Below are 23,680 nucleotides of genomic sequence, written 5' to 3'. Positions count from 1 at the left end.
GTCCGGTGCCGCGGTGGCCACCGGAGAGCGGGACAGGGAACTTCAATGTTCAGCCGGGTTCAGTAAACCCGCGGGAAACCCTTAGGCCTTGGCCTTGATGGTTTCGATAGCGGCCTTGGCCTTGTCCTGCAGCGTCTTGGAGAGCGGCGCGGACTTGGCGGCGTCAGCTGCGGTCTTCTGTCCTTCGTCGGAAACGACGTAGCTTTCGAAGCCCTTGACCAGGTCAGCAACTTCCTTGGTTTCGTACGTTGTGCACACAACGTGGTACGAGACGAGGACTACGGGGTAGGCGCCCGATTCGGTGGTCTTGCGGTCCAGCTTGATGGCGACATCGTTGGCGGCGCGGCCGTCAACGGGCTTGCCGGCTTCGACAGCCTTGGCAGCAGCTTCGGCGGAGATCTTGACGAACTCTTCGCCCACCTTGATGGAGGCGGTGCCCAGCTTGCCGGAAACTGCGGAGTCATCAGCGTAGGTCACGGCACCCGGGGTGTCGGTGACGGTCTTGACGACGCCGGAGGTGCCCTTGGCGTTCTCGCCGGCAAGGGTTGCGGGCCAGATGCCTGCAGCCTTGTCAGTCCAAACCTCGGGTGCAGCAGCTGCGAGGTAGTCGGTGAAGTTGGTGGTGGTTCCGGAGTCGTCGGAGCGGTTCACCGGTGTGACCTTGAGGTCCGGCAGGGTGACGCCTTCGTTGAGGGCGGCGATTGCGGGGTCGTTCCAGTTGGCGATTTCGCCGCGGAAGATCTTGGCGACGGTGGCGGCGTCGAGCTTCAGGTCCGTGACGCCGGGAACGTTGAAGGCCACAGCGATCGGGGAGATGTACACCGGGATGTTGATGGCGCCTTCGGGGCCGCAGGTGGCCTTGGAGCTCTCGAGCTCTTCGTCCTTCAGGTAGGCGTCGGAGCCGGCGAACTGTGCCGAGCCGTCGATGATGGCCTTGCGGCCTGCGCCGGAACCGTCCGGGGAGTACTGAACAGTTGCGCCGGAGTTCGCGGCGGAGAAGCCGGCCTTCCAGGCGTCCATGGCTGCGCCGGTGGAGGAGGCGCCAATGCCGGTCAGGGTGCCGGTGACCTTGGGGCCGGAGGCAGCCGACTGGGTGCCGGCGGTGGTGCCCGTTGCGTTGTCTGAACCGCAAGCAGTGAGCGCGAGAGCGCCGGCTGCGATGACCGCGATTGCCGCGTTGCGGCCGAAGTGAGTTGCCTTCACTTGGATGTGCCCCTTCCAGGGATTCTTCGATGCGGGCCGAACGGAGATTTCGGCGTGCGCGAGCTGTGGACCAATTTGTTCCTTTACTGAAGGTAAGGAGTGCAGGTAACGGGATCTGCCGCGAAAGGTGAACGGAAGGTGAACGACGGCGGACCATTGGGTTATGTGGCGCGTGCCACCTTGAGCGTCACCTGGCTTGCGGTAGTTGGGAGGGGTTGGGCAAATAGACTGGAAGGCATGGCTGCCGCGAAGGGATTTTCTGCAAGCAAGAGGTTCCTGCGCGCCAGAGTCCGGACGGGCCTGGTCCGCAGCCGCAATTCCCTGACTCCGGCCATCCAGATGACGGTGTGCGCGGTTGGGGCCTACGCTTTCGCCGAATACGTGCTGGGCCACCAAGGACCGCTGTTTGCCGCCACTTCTTCCTTGATAGCCCTCGGCTTCTCCCGTGATCCACGGTTGCGCCGCGTGATCGAGGTGGGCCTGGGCTGCACGCTGGGCATCGTGGTTGGCGATCTGCTGCTTCACTTTCTGGGTGCCGGGATCTGGCAGGCCGCCGTCGTGCTTCTTTTCTCCATCCTCCTGGCCAGGTTCCTGGACAGCGGCACCATCTTCACCACCCAGTTGGGGCTGCAGTCGTTGCTGGTGGTGCTGCTGCCGGCACCGGCCGGCGGACCGTTTACGCGCAGCCTTGATGCTGTGGTGGGCGGCGTGTTTGCCTTGCTGGTGACCATCCTGGTGCCCAAGGATCCGCGCCGGGAGCCGCGGAAGGATGTCCAAAAGATCCTGCATGAGCTGGCGGAAGTGCTGCGTGAATGTGGCAAAGCACTGACCGAAAGCGACTCCACTATCGCCTGGCACGCCCTGATCCGGGGCCGGAACTGCCAGCCGCTGGTGGATCGAATGCGGCAGACATTGCGCGCTTCCGGTGAAGTTGCCACCCTTGCGCCAGCCCATCGACGGCACCGCGACGAGCTCGCCAGCTTGGAGCATTCGCTGGAGTACATCGACCTCGCGTTGCGTAACAGCCGTGTGTTCGCGCGGCGGCTCACCAGCGCGATCAACCATGCGGCGTTATCCGACGAAGCGATCGAGAGCATCTCCGAGGTCCTTCAGGAAGCGGCTGATGCGATCGACGAGATGACCATTGGCTTATCCGAGCAAAGTGAAGGCACGCGGCGCGTCCACCTCCGCCGGGCCCGCAATGAGCTGTCCGATATCGCCGCCCGGCTGCACCCCAAGATGCTCGATGTCCAGAGGCTCGAGGGCGAAACCGTGGTGATGCTGTTCCGGCCGCTCATGGTGGACCTGCTGGAAGCGAGCGGGATGGAACCGGACGAGGCCCGCGCGGTGCTGCCTGCGCTGTAGGTGGGCTGCGCTGTAGGTGCATTCACCAATTCGATGGCTCGCTGCGCATTAGATGGTTCCTACCGTCGAATGCGCAGCAACCCATCGATATGGCCGTGAAGCGGGCCGGCTAATACTGTCAGTCCCCGCCACTACGCTTGAACCCATGGCTTCCAAGACTTCCCGCGCATCCAAAACACCCGCTTACAAGTGCGCCGAATGTGGCTGGACCGCCATCAAGTGGGTGGGACGTTGCGGTGAGTGCCAGGCCTGGGGAACCGTTGAGGAGTACGGCGCCACGGTAGCGCGTACGACGGCGGCGGCAACAGTTTTGGAGCCTGCCCGCCGGATCGCTGAGGTGGATGGGACCACCGCGGCCTTCCTGCCCACCGGCGTGGACGAACTGGACCGCGTCCTCGGAGGAGGGCTCGTCCCAGGTGCCGTCATCCTGCTGGCCGGGGAGCCCGGCGTCGGAAAGTCCACACTGCTCTTGGATGTAGCGGCGAAGTTCGCGCGCACCGGGCAGGACGTCCTGTACATCACGGGCGAGGAGTCCGCCGCACAGGTGAAGCTGCGGGCAGAGCGAATCGACGCCGTCGCCCATACTCTTTATCTGTCCGCCGAAACCGACCTCGGCCAGGCGCTGGGCCAGGTGGAGAAGCTTGAGCCCAAATTGCTGATCGTTGACTCCGTGCAAACCCTGAGCAGTGCGGATGTGGAAGGCAGCGCGGGTGGCGTGTCCCAGGTTCGCGAGGTTGCGGCGTCGATCATTTCCGCAGCCAAGCGACGCAACATGACCACCCTGCTGGTGGGCCATGTGACCAAGGAAGGAACCATCGCCGGACCGCGTTTACTGGAACACCTGGTGGACGTCGTGTGCCAGTTTGAAGGCGAGCGCCATTCCCGTCTGAGGCTGTTGAGGGCCGTGAAAAACCGCTACGGTGCCACTGACGACGTCGGATGCTTTGATCTGAATGAGACCGGGATCGAGGGCTTGGCGGATCCCAGCGGGCTGTTTGTTTCGCGGACCCGCGAGCCTGTCTCGGGAACGTGCATCACGGTGACCATGGAGGGTCGCAGGCCACTCCTTGCCGAAGTTCAGTCCCTTCTTGCCGAGAGCGCGAACTCCCAGCCACGCCGGGCGACCAGCGGGCTGGAAAGTTCCAGGGTTGCCATGTTGCTCGCAGTACTTCAGCAGCGTGCCGGCTGCATGCTCCACAAGGACGATTCGTACGTGGCAACCGTGGGCGGCGTGAAGCTGACGGAACCCGCAACGGACCTGGCTGTTGCCCTGGCTGTCGCATCGGCCAAGTCCCGCAAGGCGCTCCCTCAGCGGCTCATTGCGTTCGGCGAGGTTGGCTTGGCGGGCGAAGTACGTCCCGTGCCCGGGATCAACCAGCGCATCCAGGAGGCCCATCGGCTCGGCTTCACGCACGCTATTGTCCCGGCAAGCCCGGCAGGGGCGGGTGTTATCCCGGAGGGCTTCTCAGTGCGCGAAGTTGGCCACCTCGCAGAGGCACTGGAACTGCTGATCACGTAGCCCTTCCGGGGTGTCGCGGGCTCCTCCGCCGGGTGGTCGGCAAGGATAAGAGGCATGACCAAACGGAATGTGCTTATCGGGGGACGCTTTTTCTTTGGTCTTCTGACCTTGGTGGCAGTGGGAACACAGCTGACGGTTCATCTGGGCATGGGCTATGACCTATGGAACTTCTTCAGCTACTTCACCAACCTGTCCAACATCTTCGCCGCACTGGTGCTGCTGATCAGTGGCTACCGGGTGCTGATCCGGAAGCGCCCCAGCGAGATCGATGACGTCACTCGAGGCACTGCCACCATTGCCATGGCCGTGGTGGGGCTGGTGTTTGGTGCGCTGCTGGCCGGTGAAGACCTTGGTTCGCTGCTCCCGTGGGTCAACTTTGTGGTGCACTATCTGATCCCCGTGGTGATGGTGGCTGACTGGCTGTTCCAACCGCCCAGGGCCACCCTGCGCCCCAAGCACATTTGGTATTGGCTGCTCTACCCGGTTGGCTACCTGGTCTACAGCCTCATCCGCGGAGCTTTCGTGAACTGGTACCCGTACTGGTTCATCGATCCCGCCCGGGCAGGTGGATGGGGTGGCGTAGTGGTGTTTGCCGTGGCCATTTCCGTCGGATTCCTCCTGGTGAGCCTGGCCATGCTGTGGCTGGGGAACAAGCTCAAGCGGCAGGTGGATTACTAGGCGGTCTTCTTTGCAAACCAGCGACTCGTGCACTCCAGCGGAGTCAGCTTGCTCACCGCACCAAAGATCGCACTGGCTTCCTACTCTGCTCGGGCGGGTTGCACCTGAACATTCTCGTTAGGCACTGGCCTCAGCGCCTGCGGCATGAGCGGCCGCAGCGTGGGTGGATAGTTTAGTACAGGTTCTCCCATGTCCTTGAGAAAGCGTGCTATATCATCCGCTTCTAGCCAAGTAACCAAACCACGCATAGCGGCAAACTCCAGAAGAATTCGGGTTGTGGCGGTTTCAATGCCAAGTTTTCGACATTCCGTGAGAACTCCCGCGTCCTCGGAGAGGACCAGAACCATCTTGCCCCCATACCTGTGCTGAATGACAGCTAGAGTCTCGCACTCCCCCCCAATGCTGACTCCGCGAATCGCCCGGCTTCGCAAGTCGGCGGCGGATTGCCTCCCCAGTTGTCATCTCCTCAGCCCGGGCAACATGGGGGTCCTGGGGCATGAAGTCAAACACTTCCGTCAAAGGCTGGTATTCAGTCGTCTGGCACCACCGTTGGACTTCATCATGAATTGCCTCGGTCCAGGAACCTCGGTCTTCGACGATCTGTCGCACCAAGTCAATCCGATCCACCGCCGCGAAAATTCGTCAGAAGGCTCGTATCCGGAAAGATAAATTCCACGGGGCCGTTCTCGTTGTTCACAGCGTGGCGTGAAGGCGCTTGGCCGTCATAGTTGCGCCAGCGCCCCAGTTGGGGTCAACGTCTTCTGTAGGGACTCCCAACATCCAGGCTAGAGTCTGCCCGCTGATCCGTCCTTCCGCAACTGCCTTTTGATGCTCAGCAATGACTCGCCCCGGGAACCGGGGTGCGCGATAAACGTCTTCAATCGGGGCTACCCAAAATGGCGAGTATGCGTTCTGGAGCAATCGCGGCGTCTTCCATGCCAAGGCTTTTACAATCTCACGTGAGGGCCAAATTCCGAGGGTGTTGACACGATTAGCCAGCGCCGCAGTAGACACACCGTGGCTCACGGCAAACTGGGCGACTTCTTTAACATCCTCGGTCAGCCAATCAAAGCTACCCATGTCAGCCTCTGGAAGCAGAAGCTCTGCTGCGAAGTTATTGGCCCACCATTCATCCGACCTAACAGCGCGCTCCTCATCGCTATAGGCCAAATCATTGTGAAGAATATGTCCAAGCTCATGGGCGACGTTGAATGTGGCGCGCCACCATGCCCCAGTCGTTCTCTGCACGATGAACTTCGCACCGTTTGCTTCGGCTGAGTAAGCGTCAAAGACTGCATCGTAATCGATGACAAACACATCGATGGCAAAAACGCGTTCGATCAATGTCACCAAGTGATCGGCCAAGACTTGGCCCTCCGCCATTGCGGCTTCAAGATGCCCGCGAGCCCAGCGGGCTGCCTCTACGGGGGACGCGGCTGCGGGAATAGTGGCATGCTGACCCGCCGCACCGAGGCCAACCTGATGGTAGATACCCGCAATGTCGTTGCTTACGCGCTTGGCTGTCCGCCAGTCGTGCGGCTGATCAGTCCTTCCTTGCGGATCCCACGCATGGCGGGCCGAAAGTTTTACCTCGTATGGATCGCGCTCCCCGGTGACCAGCCAATGAATGGACGTGTTCAGGAGGTCAGCGATTGCTGCCATCTCCACCAACTTGAAGTTCCGTTGGCCGCTAAGAGAACGGGACAAGGCGTCCGGAGTCATGCCGACGCTTGTGGCCACCTCTGAGTGCTTCATTTGTAACGCTTCTATGCGCTGCAGTGCGCGGGATCCCGCGCTGGATTGCTGAATTTCGGGCCCCATGTCCCCTCCGATTTTTCGGTGCTGACGCTAATAATTTAGCCTAGTCCGATCTCCCACCTTAGCGCTAAATTGGGATTTTCCCAAGATAGGCGCGGATTCGCGCCCCGTCGGGTAAAGCGCACGCTGACGAAGCGAGCCGAAGTGGATAGAAGCACTCCATTTACTGCGGAGCGCGACCACGAGATCGCCTCGGCGAGCCTGCGGCGGAAGAAGCAACCACATCTCCATTTTTCATTCCCGATCTCGGCAACATCACATGGAGCAACCAGGCAGCAAAGTGAGCGTACGGTAACTACATCAACTGGCTATATTCGCCAATGTCAGCAGCAAACTTTCCTAAAGTGCACCTTTAGAACAGGTCCGCGATTGCGCCTTCCAGGCACCGCCGAACATAACGAAGTGACCCACTTTGGGGCTTGCTGGTGCGGTTAACGCTGCCCGGAAGCCCTATCATTGTGCTTGTCGTCATGTGGGCATTTTTGCTGGAGCGCACTGACGCCCGATTCAGCTTGTCTGTGAGCCGTGGCTTGCACCTTCGAAGGGAAACCCTATGGCCCGGAGTCCGGAAGAGTCGCTCAAGGCGACCTTGGCCAGAGTTGCACCCGGAACTCCATTGCGTGATGGCCTGGAACGCATCCTCCGTGGACGCACCGGCGCATTGATCGTGCTGGGCTATGACCGCACCATCGACTCCATCTGTTCCGGCGGATTCGATATCGGCATCGATTTCTCCCCCACGCGCCTGCGTGAATTGGCCAAGATGGACGGCGCCATCATTTGCGACAAGGACGCCAGCAATATTGTCCGGGCGGCCGTTCAACTGGTACCCGATTCCAGCATTGAAACCCAGGAATCCGGCACCAGGCACCGCACCGCCGAGCGCGTGGCAATCCAGACCGGCGTTCCCGTGATTTCCGTCAGCCAGTCCATGCAAATCATCGCGCTTTACGTGAACGGCCTCCGCCATGTCCTTGAAGGCTCCGAGAAGGTCCTCGCCCGCGCAAACCAGGCCTTGGCAACCTTGGAACGGTATAGCGCCCGCCTGGACCAGGTCACCAGCTCGCTTTCGGCCCTCGAAATCGAGGCACTTGTCACCGTCCGGGACGTCGCAGTAACGCTCCAGCGCCAGGAAATGGTCCGCCGCATCTCCGAGGAAATTGCCCAATACGTCCTGGAACTCGGCGAAGATGGCCGGCTGCTGTCCCTCCAGGTTGAAGAGCTCACCGTGGGGCGTGGCCCGGGCAGCGATGTCATCATCCGCGACTACTCCGACCCCAACGCTACGCCCGAGGAGATCGAGGAAGCCGTCCAGGCCCTCCTCAACCTTGGCCCCACGGAACTGATCGACCTTAGCCGCATTGCTCACATCATCGGCTTCGCCGGCGGAGTGGAGCAGTTGGACGCAGTGGTACAGCCGCGGGGCTACCGGCTTCTGTCCGGCTTGAAGTCCGTGCCGAAGGCCGTGGCAGACCGTTTGGTGGACTACTTCGGCGGGCTCCAAAACCTCATGGCAGCCACCATCGACGATCTCATGACTGTGGACGGCATCGGCGATCAACGTGCACGCACGGTTCGCGAGGGCCTGAGCCGCATGGCCGAGGCAAGCCTGCTGGACCGCTTCCTCTAGAATGGGCTGAGTCGGACTCAGCCGATTCACTTGTTTTATCCCCAGAACACAGCTCTGCCCAAACTCGTTTGGGCCCACATGCCATGCCCTCCGGGGCAGTTTCAGGGGTAAATCAGTATGGACTTCTACGCTTCCGACGCTTTCCTCACGGGTCTGGCCCGCGACTTCTACCGAGCCAAAAGCACCGAACTAAAAACGTACGCACTCCAAGGGAGCACCGCGCACGTCCGGCTTGCTGAGATCAACGGAAAAAGAGTGATCCATACCGGACCCTTCTATGACTACGTGAAGCCCTTGGGCAACGGCGGACCTGCCACCGCACCGGACGGAACTCTAAAGTACCTGCCCAAACTGGTCACGTCAGTCATCGAACTGCCGGATGAGGATCCCACCTCGGTGGTTCCCCAGACCCCCTTGGACCCGGCGCCGCTGGTCATGTGGGGAAAATTTGAAACATGGGAGGCGTATCAGGCCCTCATCCGGAAACGCAGCAGGAGCTTGCTGAGAACCCAACGGCAGCGGCTCCGGAAGGTAACTGAACAGTTTGGCGAGCCTGAATTTGTTTTCGACAATACGGACATCACCGCTTTCAACACCTGCATCGAATGGAAGATCCAGCAGTACAAGGGCGGACACGAAACGCTGGAAAGCGCTGAAGCCGTGGCCATGCTCCGGCGGCTCTTCGAGGACCGCCACCTGATCCTGTCCACCATGAAAGTGGCTGATGAATACGTCGGCTTCCACGCCGGCTTTATCTGGCACGACGAATACCTGGCACTCATTCCTGCCTACAGCCCGGCCTTCGCAAAGCACGGAATCGGCAAGGAAATGCTCTTGCGTGTAATGAAGCACAGCTTTGATGCAGGACATAAGAGTTTCGATTTCCTGCAGGGCGCCGAGACCTACAAATGGGAGTTCGCCACCCACGTCCAGATCATCGAAAGCCACGGCACACCGCCACTGATCAATCGCCTGAAAACCACGGCGGAGAGAACGGTCAAGCAGGGACTCGTTTCACTGTCACCGGAGCTCTTTTACCGGGTCAAACGCATCGTTCTGGAAGGACGCCGTGTTGTGGCGAGTATCCGCGGCGCTGGTAAGGGACCGGACAAAGGTTAATTCGGACAAAAGTTAATCCGGACAAGGGCTAATTCAGCTGGAAAGCAACCTTGGGGCTCGACTTGTTCCCGAGGCGCGCTTCAAATGTGTAGTAAGCACCGCCGGCGCCCGGCTTCGCAGTGATCGCTGCGCAGCCTTCCAGGGTGCGGTTGCGCTGCCACGGGAAGTTCGCGGTCTCGCTCTTGCCGGGTTGGATGGTCTTGATCAGGTCCTCGCCACCCGCCTGGCAGTCCTTTGACGAGAAGATACGGTCCGAGCCGCTCATCAGCAGATACTCCATTTGGGAGGTGCCCACGTTGACCTCGCACGGGGCCGTGCCGCCGTTGGTGATGGTCATGGTCAGCAGTGGTTTTTCCTCCGGGCCGTAGGCGGGCTTATCGGTCTTGGCTGCGACGGTCATCAGGTTGAAATCGCACACAGGCGTGGGTGAGGCCGACGGCGAAGGCGCCGCGGTTCCTGTCGGCGCAGTCCCCGCCGTGGGTGCCGTTGATGCGTCCGGCGTGCTGACAGTCTGCGGTTCCGGGTTCCCGGCCAGCGCACCGGTGAGCGCCACGGCGCCGCCGACGATCAGGGCGATGACCAACAGCAGCGCACCAAACACCACTTGCCGACGACGGCGGTACACGGCAGGGCTCGGCCGTCGCTTGTTTACGGGGGCAGCACCCCCGGCCGGCGCTGATGTGCGCCCGGTCGACTGCTGCTTACCCTTGTTGGCCATGGTTCTAGGCTAGGCTCGCGGCCGCACGGGCGCCTAACCTCCACGCCGCAGGGGCCCAATACCGGCCTGTGTGACGTCGGCCATGAGCACGGCAGGGGGCGGCCGCCCCCGGGATTCCACTACAGTGGATGGCAGCATGACACTTCCCGATTCAGGCCAGCTGGCAAGCCTCCACCGAGCCCTTGATCAGTGGTTCTCCGAGGCAGCCCGCGACCTTCCATGGCGTGAGGCCGATTGCAGCCCCTGGGGAATCCTGGTGAGCGAAGTGATGCTTCAGCAAACACCCGTAGTCCGCGTGCTTCCGGTATGGCTCGACTGGATGGAACGCTGGCCCACCCCCGCCCACCTTGCCGATGAATCGTCGGGCGCAGCCGTCCGCCACTGGGGGCGCCTCGGCTACCCGCGCCGGGCCCTGCGACTGCACGCGGCCGCCGTCGCAATCCGCGATCAGCACCACGGCCGGGTTCCTGAGAATTACGCCGAGCTCCTGGGGTTGCCGGGTGTCGGCAACTACACAGCGGCCGCCGTGGCAGCTTTTGCCTTCGGCCGCCGCGAAACCGTGGTGGACACCAACATCCGGCGCGTCCACGCACGGCTGTTTTCCGGAAGCGCACTCCCCGCTCCCGCACTGACAGCCGGGGAGATGCGGCTGGCGGATTCCCTCCTGCCCAAGGACCAGGAGTTGTCCGTTCGATGGAACGCGTCCGTCATGGAACTCGGCGCCATGGTCTGCACCGCCCGCAGTCCCAAGTGCGCTGACTGTCCCGTTCGCTCCAGTTGCGCCTGGCTTGCGGCCGGTGAGCCGCCGCCGTCGTACACCCCCAAGGGCCAGTCCTGGCACGGAACGGACCGCCAAGTACGCGGTGCCGTGATGGCTGTCCTCCGTGAAGCAGCCACGCCCGTCCCCCGCGAGATGTTTGAGCAGGCGCCAGCGGACCTGGGGTTCGCGCCGTCCGGCGTCGGAATCCCGCTCGCCGCACTGCACCGGCTCAACTCCGCGCCCGAGCAGCTGGAGCGGGCACTTGAGGGCCTGCTGATGGACGGTTTGGCGGAAATGCACGACGGCGGCTTGCGGCTTCCGGCGTAGCGCTCGTCAGGCGCGGTGACGGTTAGGCCACGGGCACGTTCTCACCGTAACGATGCGGGTTCGTTTGCCCTGCTGCGGCGGCATTCCCGCGACAAGGCGTGGGCGCGGTCCTACCCTGAAGCATGGGCAGAATCGGTTTGGCCTTGACCCTGGCCGGGACCGCAGCGCTGCTTCCCGGCTGCTTCGCCGAACCAGTGGCCTGCCCGGCGATCGGACATGTAGCCGGAGTTTCCCTGACCGTCGCTGCCAACTACGCAGACGACGTTGCCTCACTTCGGATGAAGGCGTGCCAGGACGGTATCTGCACCGAAAAGGATCTCATGCTGAACCCCGGCACGACGGCCGTGGACCAGGGCTGCACGCCGGATGGTGTTTGCTCCGCGACGTCGTCGCCGGACGGGACTCTCCAGGGCTTCGTCGAACTCCCGGCGCTTAGCGAAAGCCCCCTCGAGGCGACCGTTAGCGGCACTTCCCCCGCTGGTACGGCGCTGCCCGTGCGGACACTGACCTTCACGCCGAAAGGCGACTATCCGTACGGCGAGCAGTGCGGACGGGTAATTTCGGCCGCCCTGACGCTGGACGACGAAGGGTTGCGGCAGCGGTAGGACTGAGCCTTTGGAGCTGGGGCTGCGCCGTAGGATGGGAGCGTGCCTGATCCCAAGATCCATCCCGACGTGACCGAGGCACTGAAAGCCCTGCCTCAATTCGCGGGGCACTACTCGCTGCCGGTTCCGGAGGCCGATAACCATGAGTACGGGGCCGCCGTCGCCGGACTCGGCCAGGAACGGATCCGGTTCCGCGTCGGGAAGCTCACCCCCACAAAGGTGGGCTTGTTCGTTGCCGTCTGGCGGCGTGCTCAGGGCGGGTCCACCGAGCCCTTTCCTTCCGACGACGGTACTGACCTGCTGGTAGTGACAGTCCGGGAGGGGACCAAGGCTGGCCACTTCGCCTTTCCCGTATCGGCGCTGCTCAAGCATGGGATCGTGTCCGTAAAAGGCGCCGGTGGAAAGCGTGGCTTCCGCGTCTATCCTCCATGGTCGGACGTGAGCAACCCACAAGCTCTACGGACCCAGCAGTGGCAGTGCGCGTTTTATACCGATCACGCGCCCGTCTGATCATGTCTGGGTCTGATCACGTCTGGGGCATGATCACGCCCCAAGCCTTTCACTGACCGGCAAGGCTTCACTGACCGGCAGCAAAGCGGCACTCTTGTCTTATGAGAATCGCTTCCGGGCAATTCAGTGCGGGCACCGATCCGCAACGTAATCTCCAGGACGTCAGGCAATTGATGACGACGGCCGCCCGCGGTGATGCTGAGCTTCTGGTACTTCCTGAGTCCAGCCTCTACGCCAGCAACGAGCCCGCGTCCGTCCTTCCCGGCGTCGCCCAGCCATTGGACGGCCCGTTCATCAGCGCTGTGGCAGCATCAGCCAGGGACCTGCAGTTGCCGGTGGTTGTGGGGACCACCGAGGCAAATCCTGATGGCCTGCCATTCAACACCCTCGTGGCTATTGACGGGTCCGGCGCCGTGCAGGCTACGTACCGGAAAGTGCATTTGTATGATGCTTTCGGTTACAGGGAAAGCTCTGGAATCTCTCCCGGCGCAGTCGATCCGCCCGAGTTGCTGATGGTCGGGGGCCTGCACTTCGGAATGCTCACCTGCTACGACCTCAGGTTCCCTGAGAGCTCCCGATTACTGCTCGACGCCGGCGCGGACGTCCTGCTTCTGCCGGCCATGTGGATTGTGGGGCCGGGCAAGGAGGACCACTGGAACACGCTGGTCCGGGCACGGGCAATCGAGAACACAGCTTATGTGGTTACAGCCAACCAAACTGGGCCTCTTGCCACCGCATACTCCATCATGGTGGACCCGTTTGGAGTGGTAGTGGCAAACGCCGGCGAATCCCCCGGCGTCATTTTCTGCGAGTTGGCTGCCGAGCGAATCGCGGAGGTTCGTGTGCGGGTTCCTTCCCTGCTGAACCGTCGCTTCAGGGTGGTCCCCAGGGAGCTTTGAGAACCAGGCCTGGCGTGATCGGACTGACACGTGATTTTGACAGCAACGAAACATTCCGCTGCGTCCCACGTCCTAGAATTTAAGGGAAGATTTGCCCCGGAAGGACCCCATGGAAACCACAGACACCGCCATGAAACCCGTCATTGGACTCACCACCTACCTTGAACAGGCAGGTACTGACGGCTGCGGCACAGTCAATGCGGCTTTCCTTCCGGAAACATACCTTGCGCCCATTACGGCGGCCGGAGGAGTGCCCATCCTGCTGCCACCGCAGCCAGTTGCTGCAGGTGTGGTGGAACTCCTGATCAGCCGTTTGGACGGCTTGGTCATTCCCGGCGGTTGGGACGTTGACCCTGCTCTATATGGGCAGGAGCGCCACGAAAAGACGGACGAGCCTCGGCCGGAGCGGGATGCCTGGGAGCAGGCCCTTATCCGTGAAGCCATCCGACAGGATATCCCCTTGCTGTGCATCTGCCGCGGCGAGCAGCTGCTGAACGTGACCTTGGGCGGCACTTTGCATCAGCACCTCCCCGAAGTGGTGGGAGACGGCAAGTATCAGCTGGGCGGATATCAGTTCAACCTGATTCCCGTTATGGTGCGGCCGGAATCCACGCTGGCCAGGCTGACCGGCTTGAGCATGGACGCTGTCCCGGTCTCGCACCACCAAGCGGTGGACAAGCTTGGTGAGGGACTAGTGGCCGCAGCATGGAGCGAGGACCAGATTGTGGAAGCCATTGAGTACCCGGCAAACACCTTCACCGTGGGCGTCCAGTGGCACCCTGAGGAGCTTCCGGAGGAGTTCGGCCTGTTCCGGGGTTTCATTGAAGCTGCGCGCGGGAAGTACCTGTCCCGCCTGGTCCCCGTGACGTCTTCTACGGCTGAACTCAGTGAGGCCTTGGACGGAACCCCGTCCCTGGCGTCGGAGGATCTTCCCACGCTCTGATGGAACGCATTGCATCCCTGTAATTTTCCTTGCCCTCAATAAGTAAGCATGCTTACTATTGGGGTTACTTCAGAGGTTAAGCAGTTAGCCCACAGCTCTGCCAAGGAACAACCATGTGCGGAATTGCAGGGGAAATAGCTTTTAGCGGTAGACGGGCGTCCACGGATTCAGTCCTGGACATGATGGGAGCCATGACCTCCCGGGGGCCGGATGGGCACGGAACCTGGGACGCGGGTTGGGTGGCACTGGGTCATCAGCGCCTCAGCATCATCGACCTCTCCCAAGCCGGCGCGCAGCCCATGGTGGAAGACCACCACTTGGCCATCACCTTCAATGGCTGCATCTATAACTACAAGGAGCTGCGCCGCGAACTGGAGCCTGACTTCACGTTCCGGTCAACCTCGGACACCGAGGTGATCCTGAAGGCCTACCAAAAGTGGGGCCGTGACTTTGTGCATCACCTGACGGGCATGTTTGCGATCGCTGTTGCCGATATGCGGCGCAATGAGGTCCTGCTGGTCCGCGACCGGCTGGGTATCAAGCCGCTCTATGTGACCCACTTGCAGGGGCGAATGCGGTTCGCCTCCACATTGCCCGCGATCCTGGCCTCCGGCGGTGTGGACACGTCCCTGGACGAGATCGCTCTGCATCACTACTTGAGCTGGCACTCGATTGTCCCCGCCCCACGGACCATCCTCAATGGTGTGGCCAAGATTCCCGCCGCCACTATCCGGACCATCAGCGCGGACGGCACGTGGCGGGACCAGGAGTACTGGAAGCCCGAGTACACGCGGCAGGAACAGCACGCAGGCTGGTCCCCCGACGACTGGCAGGATGCCATTGCGGAGGCTCTTCGGACAGCAGTACGACGCCGGATGGTGGCCGACGTGCCCGTAGGTGTCCTTTTGTCCGGAGGACTTGATTCGAGCCTGCTCGTGGCGTTGCTCGCCGAGCAGGGTCAGCACGGGCTATCCACCTTCAGCATTGGTTTTGACGGAGCCGGCGGGGATTCGGGCAACGAGTTCGCCTACTCGGACCGGATTGCCGGGACCTTCGGGACCAGACATGAGCGGCTCCATATCAGCACTGCAGACTTCGCCCCAGCGATCCCGGCCGCCGTCGCTGCAATGTCCGAACCCATGGCCAGCCATGACGTGACTGCGTTCCACCTGCTGTCCGAGGCCGTGTCCCGGCACCTGAAAGTGGTCCAATGCGGCCAAGGGGCTGACGAGGTCTTTGCAGGTTATGCCTACCACCAGCCGCTGGCTTCAGTGGCACGGCATCAAGCACTGGATGCCTTCACTGCAGCGTTCGTAGACCACAGCAACCAGGAACTTGCCCACATGGTGGAGCCGGAATGGTTGACGGGCAGGGATGTCAGCCGCAATGTCCTGGCTGCGCACTTGGCAGAGCCCGGCGCCGACACCGCCTTGGATGCCGTCCTGCGATTGGACACCCACCTTTTGATGGTGGATGACCCCGTCAAACGGCTCGATAACATGTCCATGGCTTGGGGCATTGAGGCCCGCGTTCCCTTCCTCGACCAGAACCTGGTGGAGTTGGCCGCCGCTTGCCCACCGGAGCTAAAGGCGTCGCAGGGCGGCAAGGGAATCCTCAAGGACCTGGGGCGCCGGCTCCTCCCCACCGACGTGGTGGACCGTCCCAAGGGATACTTCCCGGTACCCGCACTGACCCATTTGGAGGAACCGTTCCTCACCATGGTGGCCGACCCCCTTCACGCCCCCGAGGCCAAACAGCGCGGTCTTTTCCGCTCCGACTTCATCGAGGGGCTGTTGGCCAACCCCAACGAACGTCGGACACCGGTGAACAGCAACGTCCTGTGGCAGGTAGCGCTCCTGGAAATGTGGCTCCAAAGCCATGGTGCGGGCTGATGCCGGTGACGGAGGAGCTGCGTCAGGCAGTGAAGGGGGACTTTCCGGAGACCATTGAGCAGCTCTCGGAGTTGGTTCGGATACCTGCACTGGCCTGGGACGCGTATGACCCCGACCAGCTGGACAAAGCTGCCGGGCAGGTAGCCCGTCTCCTCCGAAAAGCCGGGATGGCCGACGTCGTGCGTCTCCAGGCGCCGCGCCCGGACGGTAAGCCGGGATCCCCGGCGGTGGTGGGGCGCAGGCCGGCGAAGGCCGGCAAGCCCACCATCCTGTTGTACGCGCACTACGATGTCCAGCCTGCGGGCGACCTGGCACTTTGGCAGAGCCCTCCTTTCCAAGCTGTGGAGCGGGGTGGACGCTTATGGGGCAGGGGCGTGGCGGACAATAAGGCAGGCGTGCTCCTGCATGTGGCCGCCCTCCGATCCGTGCTCCGCGTGCTGGGCGACGAGCTCGGCGTGGGGATCACCATTTTCATCGACGGGGAGGAAGAAGCCGGGTCACCCAGCCTGCCCCTGCTGCTGCAGGAACACCCCACGCTTCTGGAGGCCGATGTCATGGTGGTGGCCGATTCCGGCAACTGGCAAGTGGGGACTCCTGCCCTGACCACGAGTCTCCGCGCACTGATTTTGGGGACAATCGAAGTCCGGGTCCTGGAACACGCCCTGCATTCGGGCACTTACGGCGGTCCGCTGCTGGATGCGGTGACTGTACTGTCGCGGCTGATCGCCACCTTGCACGACGACGACGGCACAGTGGCCGTGCGGGGCCTGCCCGTCCATGAACCCATAACTTCCACAGAGCGCGTCCCGGATTTCGACGAAGCCTTGTTCCGCGCAGATGCCCGGGTACCGCCCCGGACCCGGCTTGCAGGTAAGGGCAGCTTGGCGTCCCGCTTGTGGAACAAACCTGCGTTGTCCATCATCGGGATGGATGTACCGGCGGTTGCCGAGTCCTCCGACACCTTGTTGCCGATCGCGAGAGCGCGTTTCAGCCTGAGCCTGGCGCCGGGCACCAACACCGTGGAAGCCATGGAGGCGGTCAGGCGCCATATTGAAGACCATGCCGCCTTCGGTGCTGACGTGCGGCTCATCCCGGAGGGCCGGACTGAGGGATTCGCCGGCGATGCATCATCGGCAGCCGCACGGACCATGCTGGATGCGATGACCGAGAGTTGGGGTGTACCCGCTGTCTGCATGGGCGTGGGCGGATCCATCCCCGTAGTGGACACCTTGTCCAAGCTTTGCCCGCAAGCAGCCATTCTTATCACCGGGGCGGAGGACCCTGATTCCCGCGCGCACGGCACCAACGAATCCATCCATTTGGGTGACTTCCAGAATGCCATCCTTGCCGAGGCCCTGCTTTTGGCCCGGCTGGATTCCGGACCGGCCACCGACCCCCTTTAAGGAAAGGAAGATCATGACCACTCATCAGCGGCGGCTTGCTTTGGTCACCGGCGCTTCAAGCGGCATCGGATTCGAGCTGGCGAGGCAGTTCCTCAGCAATGGATTCGACACCGTCATTGTCGCTGAAAACGACAAGATCCATACCGCCGCAGAGGAACTGAAAGGCCTCGGCGGTGAGGTGTATGCAGAACAGATCGACCTCACCGGCAGGCAAGGCATGGCCCGTTTGCACACGGCAGTCAGCGCTTTAGGCCGGCCCCTGGAAGCCGCCGCCATCAACGCAGGCATCGGAGTGGGCGGGCCTTTCGTGGAAACCGACCTCGAAGCCGAACTCAAGACGATCGACCTGAACGTCACCTCCACGGTGGTCATCGCCAAATGGGTCGCTTCGGACATGGTGCAGCGCAACAAGGGCAAAATCCTGTTCACCTCCTCAGTTATCTCCAGGGCGCCGGCACCTTTCCAAGCCATCTACGGGGCATCCAAAGCCTTTGTGCAGTCCTTTGGACAAGCGCTGCGCAATGAACTGAAGGACACCGGAGTCACCGTCACCACCCTCCTCCCGGGACCAACAGAGACGGACTTCTTTGAGCGGGCCGATCTCCTGGACACCAAGGTGGGTGCAGACGAGAAAGATGACCCTGCGTTGGTTGCCAGGCAGGGATTCAAGGCCCTGATGGAAGGTGAGGGCAACGTGCTGGGCGGCTCGCTGAAGTCCCGCACCATGGGCCTTGGCAGCAACGTCATGCCCGACGCCGCGGGCGCTGCATTCAACCGCAAATTGAGTGAGCCGGGATCCGGAAAAGATAAGTAGGAACCAAAACAGAAGGAGTAGCCATGTCGAACCCCCATGAAGAACAGAACACCGCTGGCGAAGCCGTCGAGGACGTCATCGTTCCGCAGGACGACGCCTTGCCCAATCCCGACCGTTCAGGCCACGGCAAGATGCCCCAGGACATCGATGACGACGTTTACGAGAAAGCCGCGGAGCAAGAACGCGTTGCCGCAGGCCTTGCCGATTACGCTCCCAGCGACGTCCCCGACGCCACCGAGCCGTTGCCTCCGGAGGCCTCCGAAGAGGCGGACCTGGCACAGCGTGGACTATTGAATACCTCTGAGGAGTCTGGAGAGGACCGCTGACGGATCCCTAACCAGGCGCCCCGGCCATCACGGCGCCTCACCGAACGACTTCCGGTAGCCACTTGGCGTAAAGCCCAGGTACTTCCGGAAGTCGTTCGTCAGGTGAGCATGGTCTGCATAGCCAAGTTCGACGGCGATCACGGCCAGGTCCGCTGTCGGGTTGGACCGGGTACGCTCGGCGGCATCCTGCAACCTTCGACGCCGGATCAGGGCTGAGGGACTCAGCCCCACGTACTTCCCGGCAATTCTCTGCAGGGTTCTGGGTGAGACCGACAAGGAAGCAGCCACGTCCTCAATCCTTGAAATGTCCGGCTCGGAAGCAATGACATCCATCATCCGGTTGGCGAGCAAGGCCTCGTCGGAAGCAACGAACTCCAGGGAACCCAGCCACGACACAAAGGCTTCCACTGCCCGCTCGCGGTGAGCGCCGCCGTCGTGCGTCTTGTCAGCGGAGGGCGTCTTGTCAGCGGTAGGCGTCGCCATCTCCGCTGATACGGTCCTCTGGAGGTCTGCGAGCGCCAGCACCACTTCCTGGTCGCGGACGGCTCCCGGTTTGTCGGTGAAGAGCGGCACCGCCGCCGGGCGGAGGAGGGCGCCCACTGCCCAGCCCTGGCCGGTGAGGTCACGGTAGGCGGCCCGGGTTGTGGGCCCGGAGAACTCGACCACGCCGCCTTGCACCACCAGGTTAGAGGTTGGGTAGGCAATCACGTGCTGCCGCGATGACCGGCCGGGCCCGATGTTCCATTCCGGAATCCAGAACCACTGCACCAGGTGGGCTACTGATGCCGGGGCCGGGAAGCGGTGGAAGGTGGGTAGCCGCGCCGGATACAGGATGCCCTTGAACGAACCCTCCATGGGGAGCCTTTCCCGAAGCGGATCAAAGCTGTCGCAAATCTCCAAGCGCTGCCCGGCAGAAGGCCCGTAGCGTCGTAACCATGACAGATACTACAAGCACCGGGTCCACCACCGCAGCCCACGGCGAACACACCACCCATGGCGTCCCGAACGGCTTGACCAGCCTCACGCCGTTCCTCGCCATTCCCCATGCAAAGGACGCAATCGCTTTTTATCGCGATGTGTTCGGAGCCCGGGTGGTAGGCGAGACCGAGATGGGAGGGGTGGTGGTCCACGCCGAACTCGACTTCGGCAACGGGCACCTTCAGCTTGGTGAGCCCAACCCCGGATACCACCTGGTCCCTGCCCCAAGCGGCGAGGACGCCTGCTATTCCCTCGGCTTCTACTGCCAGGACGCGGACGGACTCGTCAGGAAAGCAGAGCAAGCCGGAGCCACCATCCGTGAGCCTTTGTCCACGTTCGTCTCGGGTGACCGCTACGCGAGCATCCGCGATCCGTTTGGTGTTCGCTGGTCCATCATGACGCGGGTGGAGGACCTCTCCGAAGAAGAGAGCAACCGCCGCGTCGATGAGTGGGCGGCACAGCAGGGCTAAGAAGAGGGCTTTAGCTCAGGCAGAGGCAGAACGGGTGCCCGGCGGGGTCAAGGAACACCCTGAACGTGTCGCCTGGCTGGTGATCGGCTTTGGTGGCACCAAGGGAGAGGGCAACTTCTTCGCCCTTGTCCAAGTCCTCCACGATCATGTCCAGGTGCATCTGCTGCGGGATGGTCTGCCCGGGCCACTTGGGCGGCTGGTACACCTCTACTTGCTGGAAGGAGATGCAGTTGCTGCCGTCGCTGGGACGGATATCGAACCAGTCGCCTTTGTCCTCGATCTCCCAGCCGAAAAGCTCGCCGTAGAAGGCGGCCAATGCAGCTGCGTCGGGACAATCGATGACAACACTCGGGAACTTAGCAATAGCCATTTGTTAAACCTCGTCAGCCGTCTTCTTCATACGGGCCAGGGCGCTCTTGGTGCCCCGCTGGGTAAGAACGTGAACTATGGCGCCAACACCTGCGGAAACAACCGCGAAGACAAGAACGCCGGGCAGGGAGTCGTTGAGGTCCGTCCCGTCCTTGGGGGCGGGCTTACCGGTCTTCTTCTCCCAGAGGCCTTCCAGTGTCTTGTTTGCGAGCGTGCCAGCTCCGAGGCTGACTGCCAGGCCGAAAAGTTTCACCAGTATGTTCACGAACATCCTCCATCAGATAGCGCGCCGTCCAGCGACGCCTCACACAACAATCGCCTCAAAGACAAGGCAGGGCCGCTGCATTGCAGCGGCCCTGCCTGGACTTTTAGTCTTTCTTGAAAGCGTCCTTCAGCTTCTCGCCGGCACCCTTGAGGTCGGCCTTCGTCTGGTCGCCCTTGCCTTCGGCTTCCAGGCGCTCGTTGTCAGTCAGCTTTCCGGCAGCTTCCTTAGCCTTGCCACCGAGCTTCTCGCCAGCGTTCTCCATTTTGTCGTCAGTACCCATGTTTCGCACCTCTTCCTAGTAGTGAACCTGTACCTCTACAACATCACTAATCAGTGTACTTAGCAATGTTTGGGAGAAAATCGTCGGGCTAGAGCTCCCCAAACCCTTCCTCAACGAGCCGCCCTACGTACTCAACGGCCTTCAAGGCATCCTTGCCCCGGGCCTCAACGTGAAGGGTGGAACCCTGTCCCGCGGCGAGCGCCATGAGCGCCATGATGGACATGCCATCCACGCCATTGACGGTCACTTCCGCGTCCAGGCCGGACAGTCCCCCGGCGATCTTCGCCGCGGGCCGGGCATGCATGCCCAAGGGATTGATGAGCTCAAAATCGCCGCTTGCGTCCGGTTCATCCTTGAGGTCAGGGATTTCCGGACCCCCCACTCCTGCGGGCACGTTGCCGAACGCCACAGCCTCTGCCGCCTTGCAGACATCCTCGACGCCGGCACCTCCTTGGGCGGCTACGGCCGCAGCCACGAGGCCCTCAACCAGCGGCGCATCGGCCAGCCGCACAGCGTCCGGATCGCTGGCGAACTCCATCGCCGATTCGGCTGTCATCACGGCCGAACCCAGATCCGTCAGGACCACCACGCCGTCACCACCGGAATCAACCAGGGACTGCTCGACGGCGGCCAGCACCTTCTCCAGGCTGGTTCCGATCCGCTCGTCGTCTGTTCCCCCGGCAGCGACGAGTTCGACGTCGGGAGCCATCTGCGCGGCGAGTTCCACCGCCCCTTCAGCGATCTTGCTGCTGTGCGATACAACCACGATCCCCACTGTCATACGGCGTCGGTTCCCTTGTCACCGGTGGATCCGGCAGCAGCAGCTGCGGCCGCCCTCAGAAGAAGGGCTGTTGAAGCGGCGCCAGGATCGCGATGCCCTGCGCTGCGCTCCCCCAAGTAGCTGGCCCGGCCTTTTCGTGCCACCAACGGATCGGTGGCCATGGCGCCGGTTTCGGCGGCTTCCGCAGCCGCTTCCAGCACGCCAACCGGGTCCGATCCGCTCGCTGCGGCTTGTTGGGCCGCTTCAACCGCCGGCGTCCATGCGTCGATCATGGTCTTGTCACCGAGCTCGGCTTTTCCCCGGGCTACCACCCCATCGCGGGCGGCTGCGAGGGCCGCAGCCAGCGCCACTGCGTCAACATCGCCGGTGTCCCCCAAAGACGTTGCGGCCCGCAGATACGCAGTGCCATAGAGCGGTCCGGCAGCGCCACCCACCTTGGACATGAGTGCCATCGCAGCCGCTTTCAATGCTGCTCCGGGGGTCTCCGGCGGGGTTTCGTCAAGCTTCTGCAGTACGGCTTGGAAACCGCGGTCCATGTTCTCGCCGTGGTCCGAGTCGCCGATGGCCCGGTCCAACTCAATGAGTTCCACCCTGTGTTCGGCCATTGCTTTTGCGGCGAGCTTCAACCAGTCCAGCGCCCAATTGACGTCCAGCCCCATGCTCAGGCTCCCCACCGCAGGGCCGCCGTGTGGACAGGAGCGTCCCATAGCCGGGTCATTTCGTCATCGAGGCGAAGCACGGACACCGAGCAACCCTGCATTTCCAAGGACGTCACGTAGTTCCCCACTAGCGAGCGCTCCACGGTGGCACCGCGCTCGGCGAGAACCTGGGCCGCGCGCCGATACACGATGTACAGCTCGCTCTGCGGGGTGCCACCCATGCCGTTGACGAACAAGAGCACCTTGTCGCCGGATGCGAGGGCAAGATCCTCCAGCACGGGCTCCAGGAGGCGGTCTGTGATGGCGTCAGCACTTTCCATGGCAATTTTGTGGCGGCCGGGCTCACCGTGGATGCCGATGCCGATCTCGATCTCATCATCAGCGAGCTCAAAACTCGGTGTCCCAGCATGGGGAACGGTGCAGCCGGACAGGGCCACGCCCATGGTCCGCACGTTGGCCACCACACGCTCGGCGATGGCTGTGACCGCCTCCAGATCGTCACCGCGCTGGGCGGATGCGCCTGCGATCTTTTCCACGAGGACAGTTCCGCCAACCCCTCGCCGGCCAGCCGTGTACAGCGAGTCCTCCACCGCCACGTCATCGTTCACCAGCACAGAACGCACGTGCACGCCTTCGGCTTGGGCCATCTCGGCTGCGGTTTCAAAGTTCAGGACGTCGCCGGTGTAGTTCTTGACGATATGGACGACGCCGGCGCCTGAGTCCACTGCCACGGTTGCCGGAATGATTTGGTCGGGGGTGGGTGAGGTGAAGACTGCCCCGGGGACCGCTGCGTCCAACATGCCGAGGCCGACGAAACCTGCGTGCAGGGGCTCGTGTCCGCTGCCTCCACCGGAGACCAGGGCTACCTTGCCCGCTACCGGAGCGCCCTTTCGGATGACGTATTTTGGCTCGGGATGGACGTCCACGATGTCGGCATGGGCCATGCCGAAACCTTCAACGGACTCGTCCACCACGGCGCGTGGATCATTGATGAGCTTTTTCATGTGATGCTCCTGGGCGTGCTGTGGCTGGTGCTCTGACCCTACTACCGGCGGCTGTGGCCACGGTAGGCCTTAGGCGCCTTGGTACAAGACTTAAGAGCGGAAGGGACAGCCCCCAATGACTGTCCCTTCCGCCCTTCCACCGGATCCGCTAGTCCTCGGCGGCCTGTGTCGTCACCGCCTCGGACTCACTTACGGCGTGGTACTCGGGCCAGAAGGCCGAGTACAGATCCGGATTCGAGTGTCCCGCGTCCTGCCATGCTGCTTCGTGCGGCCATGGCCCATGCGGAATGTCGATCTGGAAAGCGGAGAAATCCGGGAATGTGACCCGTTGGTCCATGGTCCGCA

General features: G+C 62.4%; 26 protein-coding genes. 15 read left to right on the top strand and 11 right to left on the bottom strand.

From position 1 onward, the window contains the following. Positions 1–81: 81 nt before the first annotated feature. The gene (pstS, locus tag ACLRGI_RS14115; RefSeq protein ID WP_419202265.1) at positions 82–1,203 is read right to left on the bottom strand and encodes a phosphate ABC transporter substrate-binding protein PstS; all 1,122 of its coding nucleotides are present in this window, start codon (positions 1,201–1,203) and stop codon (positions 82–84) included. A gap of 237 nt (positions 1,204–1,440) precedes the next feature. Between pstS and ACLRGI_RS14110 the strand changes: the two genes are divergently transcribed. The 3 genes from ACLRGI_RS14110 (at position 1,441) to ACLRGI_RS14100 (ending at position 4,765) form a co-directional block, all read left to right on the top strand. After that, entirely contained in the window at positions 1,441–2,568 is a 1,128-nt protein-coding gene (locus ACLRGI_RS14110; RefSeq protein ID WP_419202264.1) for an FUSC family protein, read from the top strand. A 145-nt stretch (positions 2,569–2,713) separates the two neighbouring features. Beyond that, complete coding sequence (gene radA / locus ACLRGI_RS14105) at positions 2,714–4,087, top strand: DNA repair protein RadA (RefSeq protein ID WP_419202263.1); 1,374 nt, start codon at positions 2,714–2,716, stop codon at positions 4,085–4,087. 54 nt (positions 4,088–4,141) lie between these two features. Next, on the top strand, positions 4,142–4,765 hold the full coding sequence (locus ACLRGI_RS14100; protein WP_419202262.1) for a Pr6Pr family membrane protein: 624 nt from the start codon (positions 4,142–4,144) through the stop codon (positions 4,763–4,765). A gap of 693 nt (positions 4,766–5,458) precedes the next feature. Here ACLRGI_RS14100 and ACLRGI_RS14095 read toward each other — a convergent pair. After that, positions 5,459–6,427: an ImmA/IrrE family metallo-endopeptidase gene (locus tag ACLRGI_RS14095; RefSeq protein WP_419202261.1), complete on the bottom strand. Its 969-nt coding sequence runs from the start codon at positions 6,425–6,427 to the stop codon at positions 5,459–5,461. A gap of 709 nt (positions 6,428–7,136) precedes the next feature. Between ACLRGI_RS14095 and disA the strand changes: the two genes are divergently transcribed. Both disA and ACLRGI_RS14085 read left to right on the top strand, forming a co-directional pair. After that, positions 7,137–8,213 carry a DNA integrity scanning diadenylate cyclase DisA gene (gene disA / locus ACLRGI_RS14090; RefSeq protein ID WP_017197017.1) on the top strand — a complete coding sequence of 359 codons (1,077 nt, stop codon included), beginning with the start codon at positions 7,137–7,139 and terminating at the stop codon, positions 8,211–8,213. A 117-nt stretch (positions 8,214–8,330) separates the two neighbouring features. After that, positions 8,331–9,332, top strand: coding sequence for a GNAT family N-acetyltransferase (locus tag ACLRGI_RS14085; RefSeq protein ID WP_419202260.1), 1,002 nt, complete (start codon positions 8,331–8,333; stop codon positions 9,330–9,332). 28 nt (positions 9,333–9,360) lie between these two features. Here the strand turns inward: ACLRGI_RS14085 and ACLRGI_RS14080 are convergent, their stop codons facing one another. Continuing rightward, a complete protein-coding gene (locus ACLRGI_RS14080; protein WP_419202259.1) occupies positions 9,361–10,050 on the bottom strand; it encodes a hypothetical protein in 690 nt (229 codons plus the stop codon). A gap of 136 nt (positions 10,051–10,186) precedes the next feature. Here ACLRGI_RS14080 and ACLRGI_RS14075 point away from each other — a divergent pair, with 136 nt between their 5' ends. The 9 genes from ACLRGI_RS14075 to ACLRGI_RS14035 all read left to right on the top strand — a co-directional run bounded on the left by ACLRGI_RS14075 (position 10,187) and on the right by ACLRGI_RS14035 (position 18,529). Beyond that, positions 10,187–11,137, top strand: a complete 951-nt coding sequence (locus ACLRGI_RS14075; RefSeq protein ID WP_419202258.1) for an iron-sulfur binding domain-containing protein — start codon at positions 10,187–10,189, stop codon at positions 11,135–11,137. Between the two features lie 122 nt (positions 11,138–11,259). After that, a complete protein-coding gene (locus tag ACLRGI_RS14070) occupies positions 11,260–11,742 on the top strand; it encodes a hypothetical protein (RefSeq protein WP_419202257.1) in 483 nt (160 codons plus the stop codon). 42 nt (positions 11,743–11,784) lie between these two features. Further along, on the top strand, positions 11,785–12,252 hold the full coding sequence (locus ACLRGI_RS14065) for a MepB family protein (RefSeq protein WP_419202256.1): 468 nt from the start codon (positions 11,785–11,787) through the stop codon (positions 12,250–12,252). 101 nt (positions 12,253–12,353) lie between these two features. Further along, positions 12,354–13,151, top strand: a complete 798-nt coding sequence (locus tag ACLRGI_RS14060) for a carbon-nitrogen hydrolase family protein (protein ID WP_419202255.1) — start codon at positions 12,354–12,356, stop codon at positions 13,149–13,151. 109 nt (positions 13,152–13,260) lie between these two features. Next, positions 13,261–14,094 carry a gamma-glutamyl-gamma-aminobutyrate hydrolase family protein gene (locus ACLRGI_RS14055; protein ID WP_419202254.1) on the top strand — a complete coding sequence of 278 codons (834 nt, stop codon included), beginning with the start codon at positions 13,261–13,263 and terminating at the stop codon, positions 14,092–14,094. Positions 14,095–14,207: 113 nt separating this feature from the next. Further along, the gene (locus ACLRGI_RS14050) at positions 14,208–15,986 is read left to right on the top strand and encodes an N-acetylglutaminylglutamine amidotransferase (protein WP_419202253.1); all 1,779 of its coding nucleotides are present in this window, start codon (positions 14,208–14,210) and stop codon (positions 15,984–15,986) included. After that, positions 15,986–17,389: a M20/M25/M40 family metallo-hydrolase gene (locus ACLRGI_RS14045; RefSeq protein WP_419202252.1), complete on the top strand. Its 1,404-nt coding sequence runs from the start codon at positions 15,986–15,988 to the stop codon at positions 17,387–17,389. The genes ACLRGI_RS14050 and ACLRGI_RS14045 overlap by 1 nt, the downstream gene beginning before the upstream one ends. Positions 17,390–17,402: 13 nt before the next feature. After that, positions 17,403–18,203, top strand: coding sequence for an SDR family NAD(P)-dependent oxidoreductase (locus tag ACLRGI_RS14040; RefSeq protein ID WP_419202251.1), 801 nt, complete (start codon positions 17,403–17,405; stop codon positions 18,201–18,203). A gap of 23 nt (positions 18,204–18,226) precedes the next feature. Continuing rightward, positions 18,227–18,529: a hypothetical protein gene (locus tag ACLRGI_RS14035; protein WP_419202250.1), complete on the top strand. Its 303-nt coding sequence runs from the start codon at positions 18,227–18,229 to the stop codon at positions 18,527–18,529. A gap of 27 nt (positions 18,530–18,556) precedes the next feature. Here the strand turns inward: ACLRGI_RS14035 and ACLRGI_RS14030 are convergent, their stop codons facing one another. Next, positions 18,557–19,384: a helix-turn-helix domain-containing protein gene (locus ACLRGI_RS14030; RefSeq protein ID WP_419202249.1), complete on the bottom strand. Its 828-nt coding sequence runs from the start codon at positions 19,382–19,384 to the stop codon at positions 18,557–18,559. 80 nt (positions 19,385–19,464) lie between these two features. On the opposite strand from ACLRGI_RS14030, the gene ACLRGI_RS14025 reads away from it, so the two are divergent. Further along, the gene (locus tag ACLRGI_RS14025; RefSeq protein ID WP_419202248.1) at positions 19,465–19,977 is read left to right on the top strand and encodes a VOC family protein; all 513 of its coding nucleotides are present in this window, start codon (positions 19,465–19,467) and stop codon (positions 19,975–19,977) included. A 10-nt stretch (positions 19,978–19,987) separates the two neighbouring features. Here the strand turns inward: ACLRGI_RS14025 and ACLRGI_RS14020 are convergent, their stop codons facing one another. The 7 genes from ACLRGI_RS14020 to ACLRGI_RS13990 all read right to left on the bottom strand — a co-directional run bounded on the left by ACLRGI_RS14020 (position 19,988) and on the right by ACLRGI_RS13990 (position 23,672). After that, entirely contained in the window at positions 19,988–20,347 is a 360-nt protein-coding gene (locus ACLRGI_RS14020; protein ID WP_402940440.1) for a VOC family protein, read from the bottom strand. Between the two features lie 3 nt (positions 20,348–20,350). Next, on the bottom strand, positions 20,351–20,617 hold the full coding sequence (locus ACLRGI_RS14015; RefSeq protein WP_419202247.1) for a DUF4235 domain-containing protein: 267 nt from the start codon (positions 20,615–20,617) through the stop codon (positions 20,351–20,353). 97 nt (positions 20,618–20,714) lie between these two features. Continuing rightward, complete coding sequence (locus ACLRGI_RS14010) at positions 20,715–20,891, bottom strand: CsbD family protein (protein WP_419202246.1); 177 nt, start codon at positions 20,889–20,891, stop codon at positions 20,715–20,717. Between the two features lie 88 nt (positions 20,892–20,979). Beyond that, a complete protein-coding gene (dhaM, locus tag ACLRGI_RS14005; protein WP_419202245.1) occupies positions 20,980–21,672 on the bottom strand; it encodes a dihydroxyacetone kinase phosphoryl donor subunit DhaM in 693 nt (230 codons plus the stop codon). After that, the gene (gene dhaL / locus ACLRGI_RS14000; RefSeq protein ID WP_419202244.1) at positions 21,669–22,331 is read right to left on the bottom strand and encodes a dihydroxyacetone kinase subunit DhaL; all 663 of its coding nucleotides are present in this window, start codon (positions 22,329–22,331) and stop codon (positions 21,669–21,671) included. Before dhaL ends, dhaM begins: the two co-directional genes overlap by 4 nt. Before the next feature lie 2 nt (positions 22,332–22,333). Then, positions 22,334–23,335, bottom strand: a complete 1,002-nt coding sequence (dhaK, locus tag ACLRGI_RS13995; protein WP_419202243.1) for a dihydroxyacetone kinase subunit DhaK — start codon at positions 23,333–23,335, stop codon at positions 22,334–22,336. Positions 23,336–23,483: 148 nt separating this feature from the next. Then, on the bottom strand, positions 23,484–23,672 hold the full coding sequence (locus ACLRGI_RS13990) for a hypothetical protein (RefSeq protein WP_419202242.1): 189 nt from the start codon (positions 23,670–23,672) through the stop codon (positions 23,484–23,486). Between the last annotated feature and the right edge of the window lie 8 nt (positions 23,673–23,680).

The sequence above is a fragment of the Paenarthrobacter sp. PPS72 genome, from assembly GCF_048537125.1.
Lineage (GTDB): Bacteria > Actinomycetota > Actinomycetes > Actinomycetales > Micrococcaceae > Arthrobacter > Arthrobacter nitroguajacolicus_E.
Note: the sequence above shows the minus strand (reverse complement) of the source record. Positions and strands in the feature narration are given on the sequence as shown.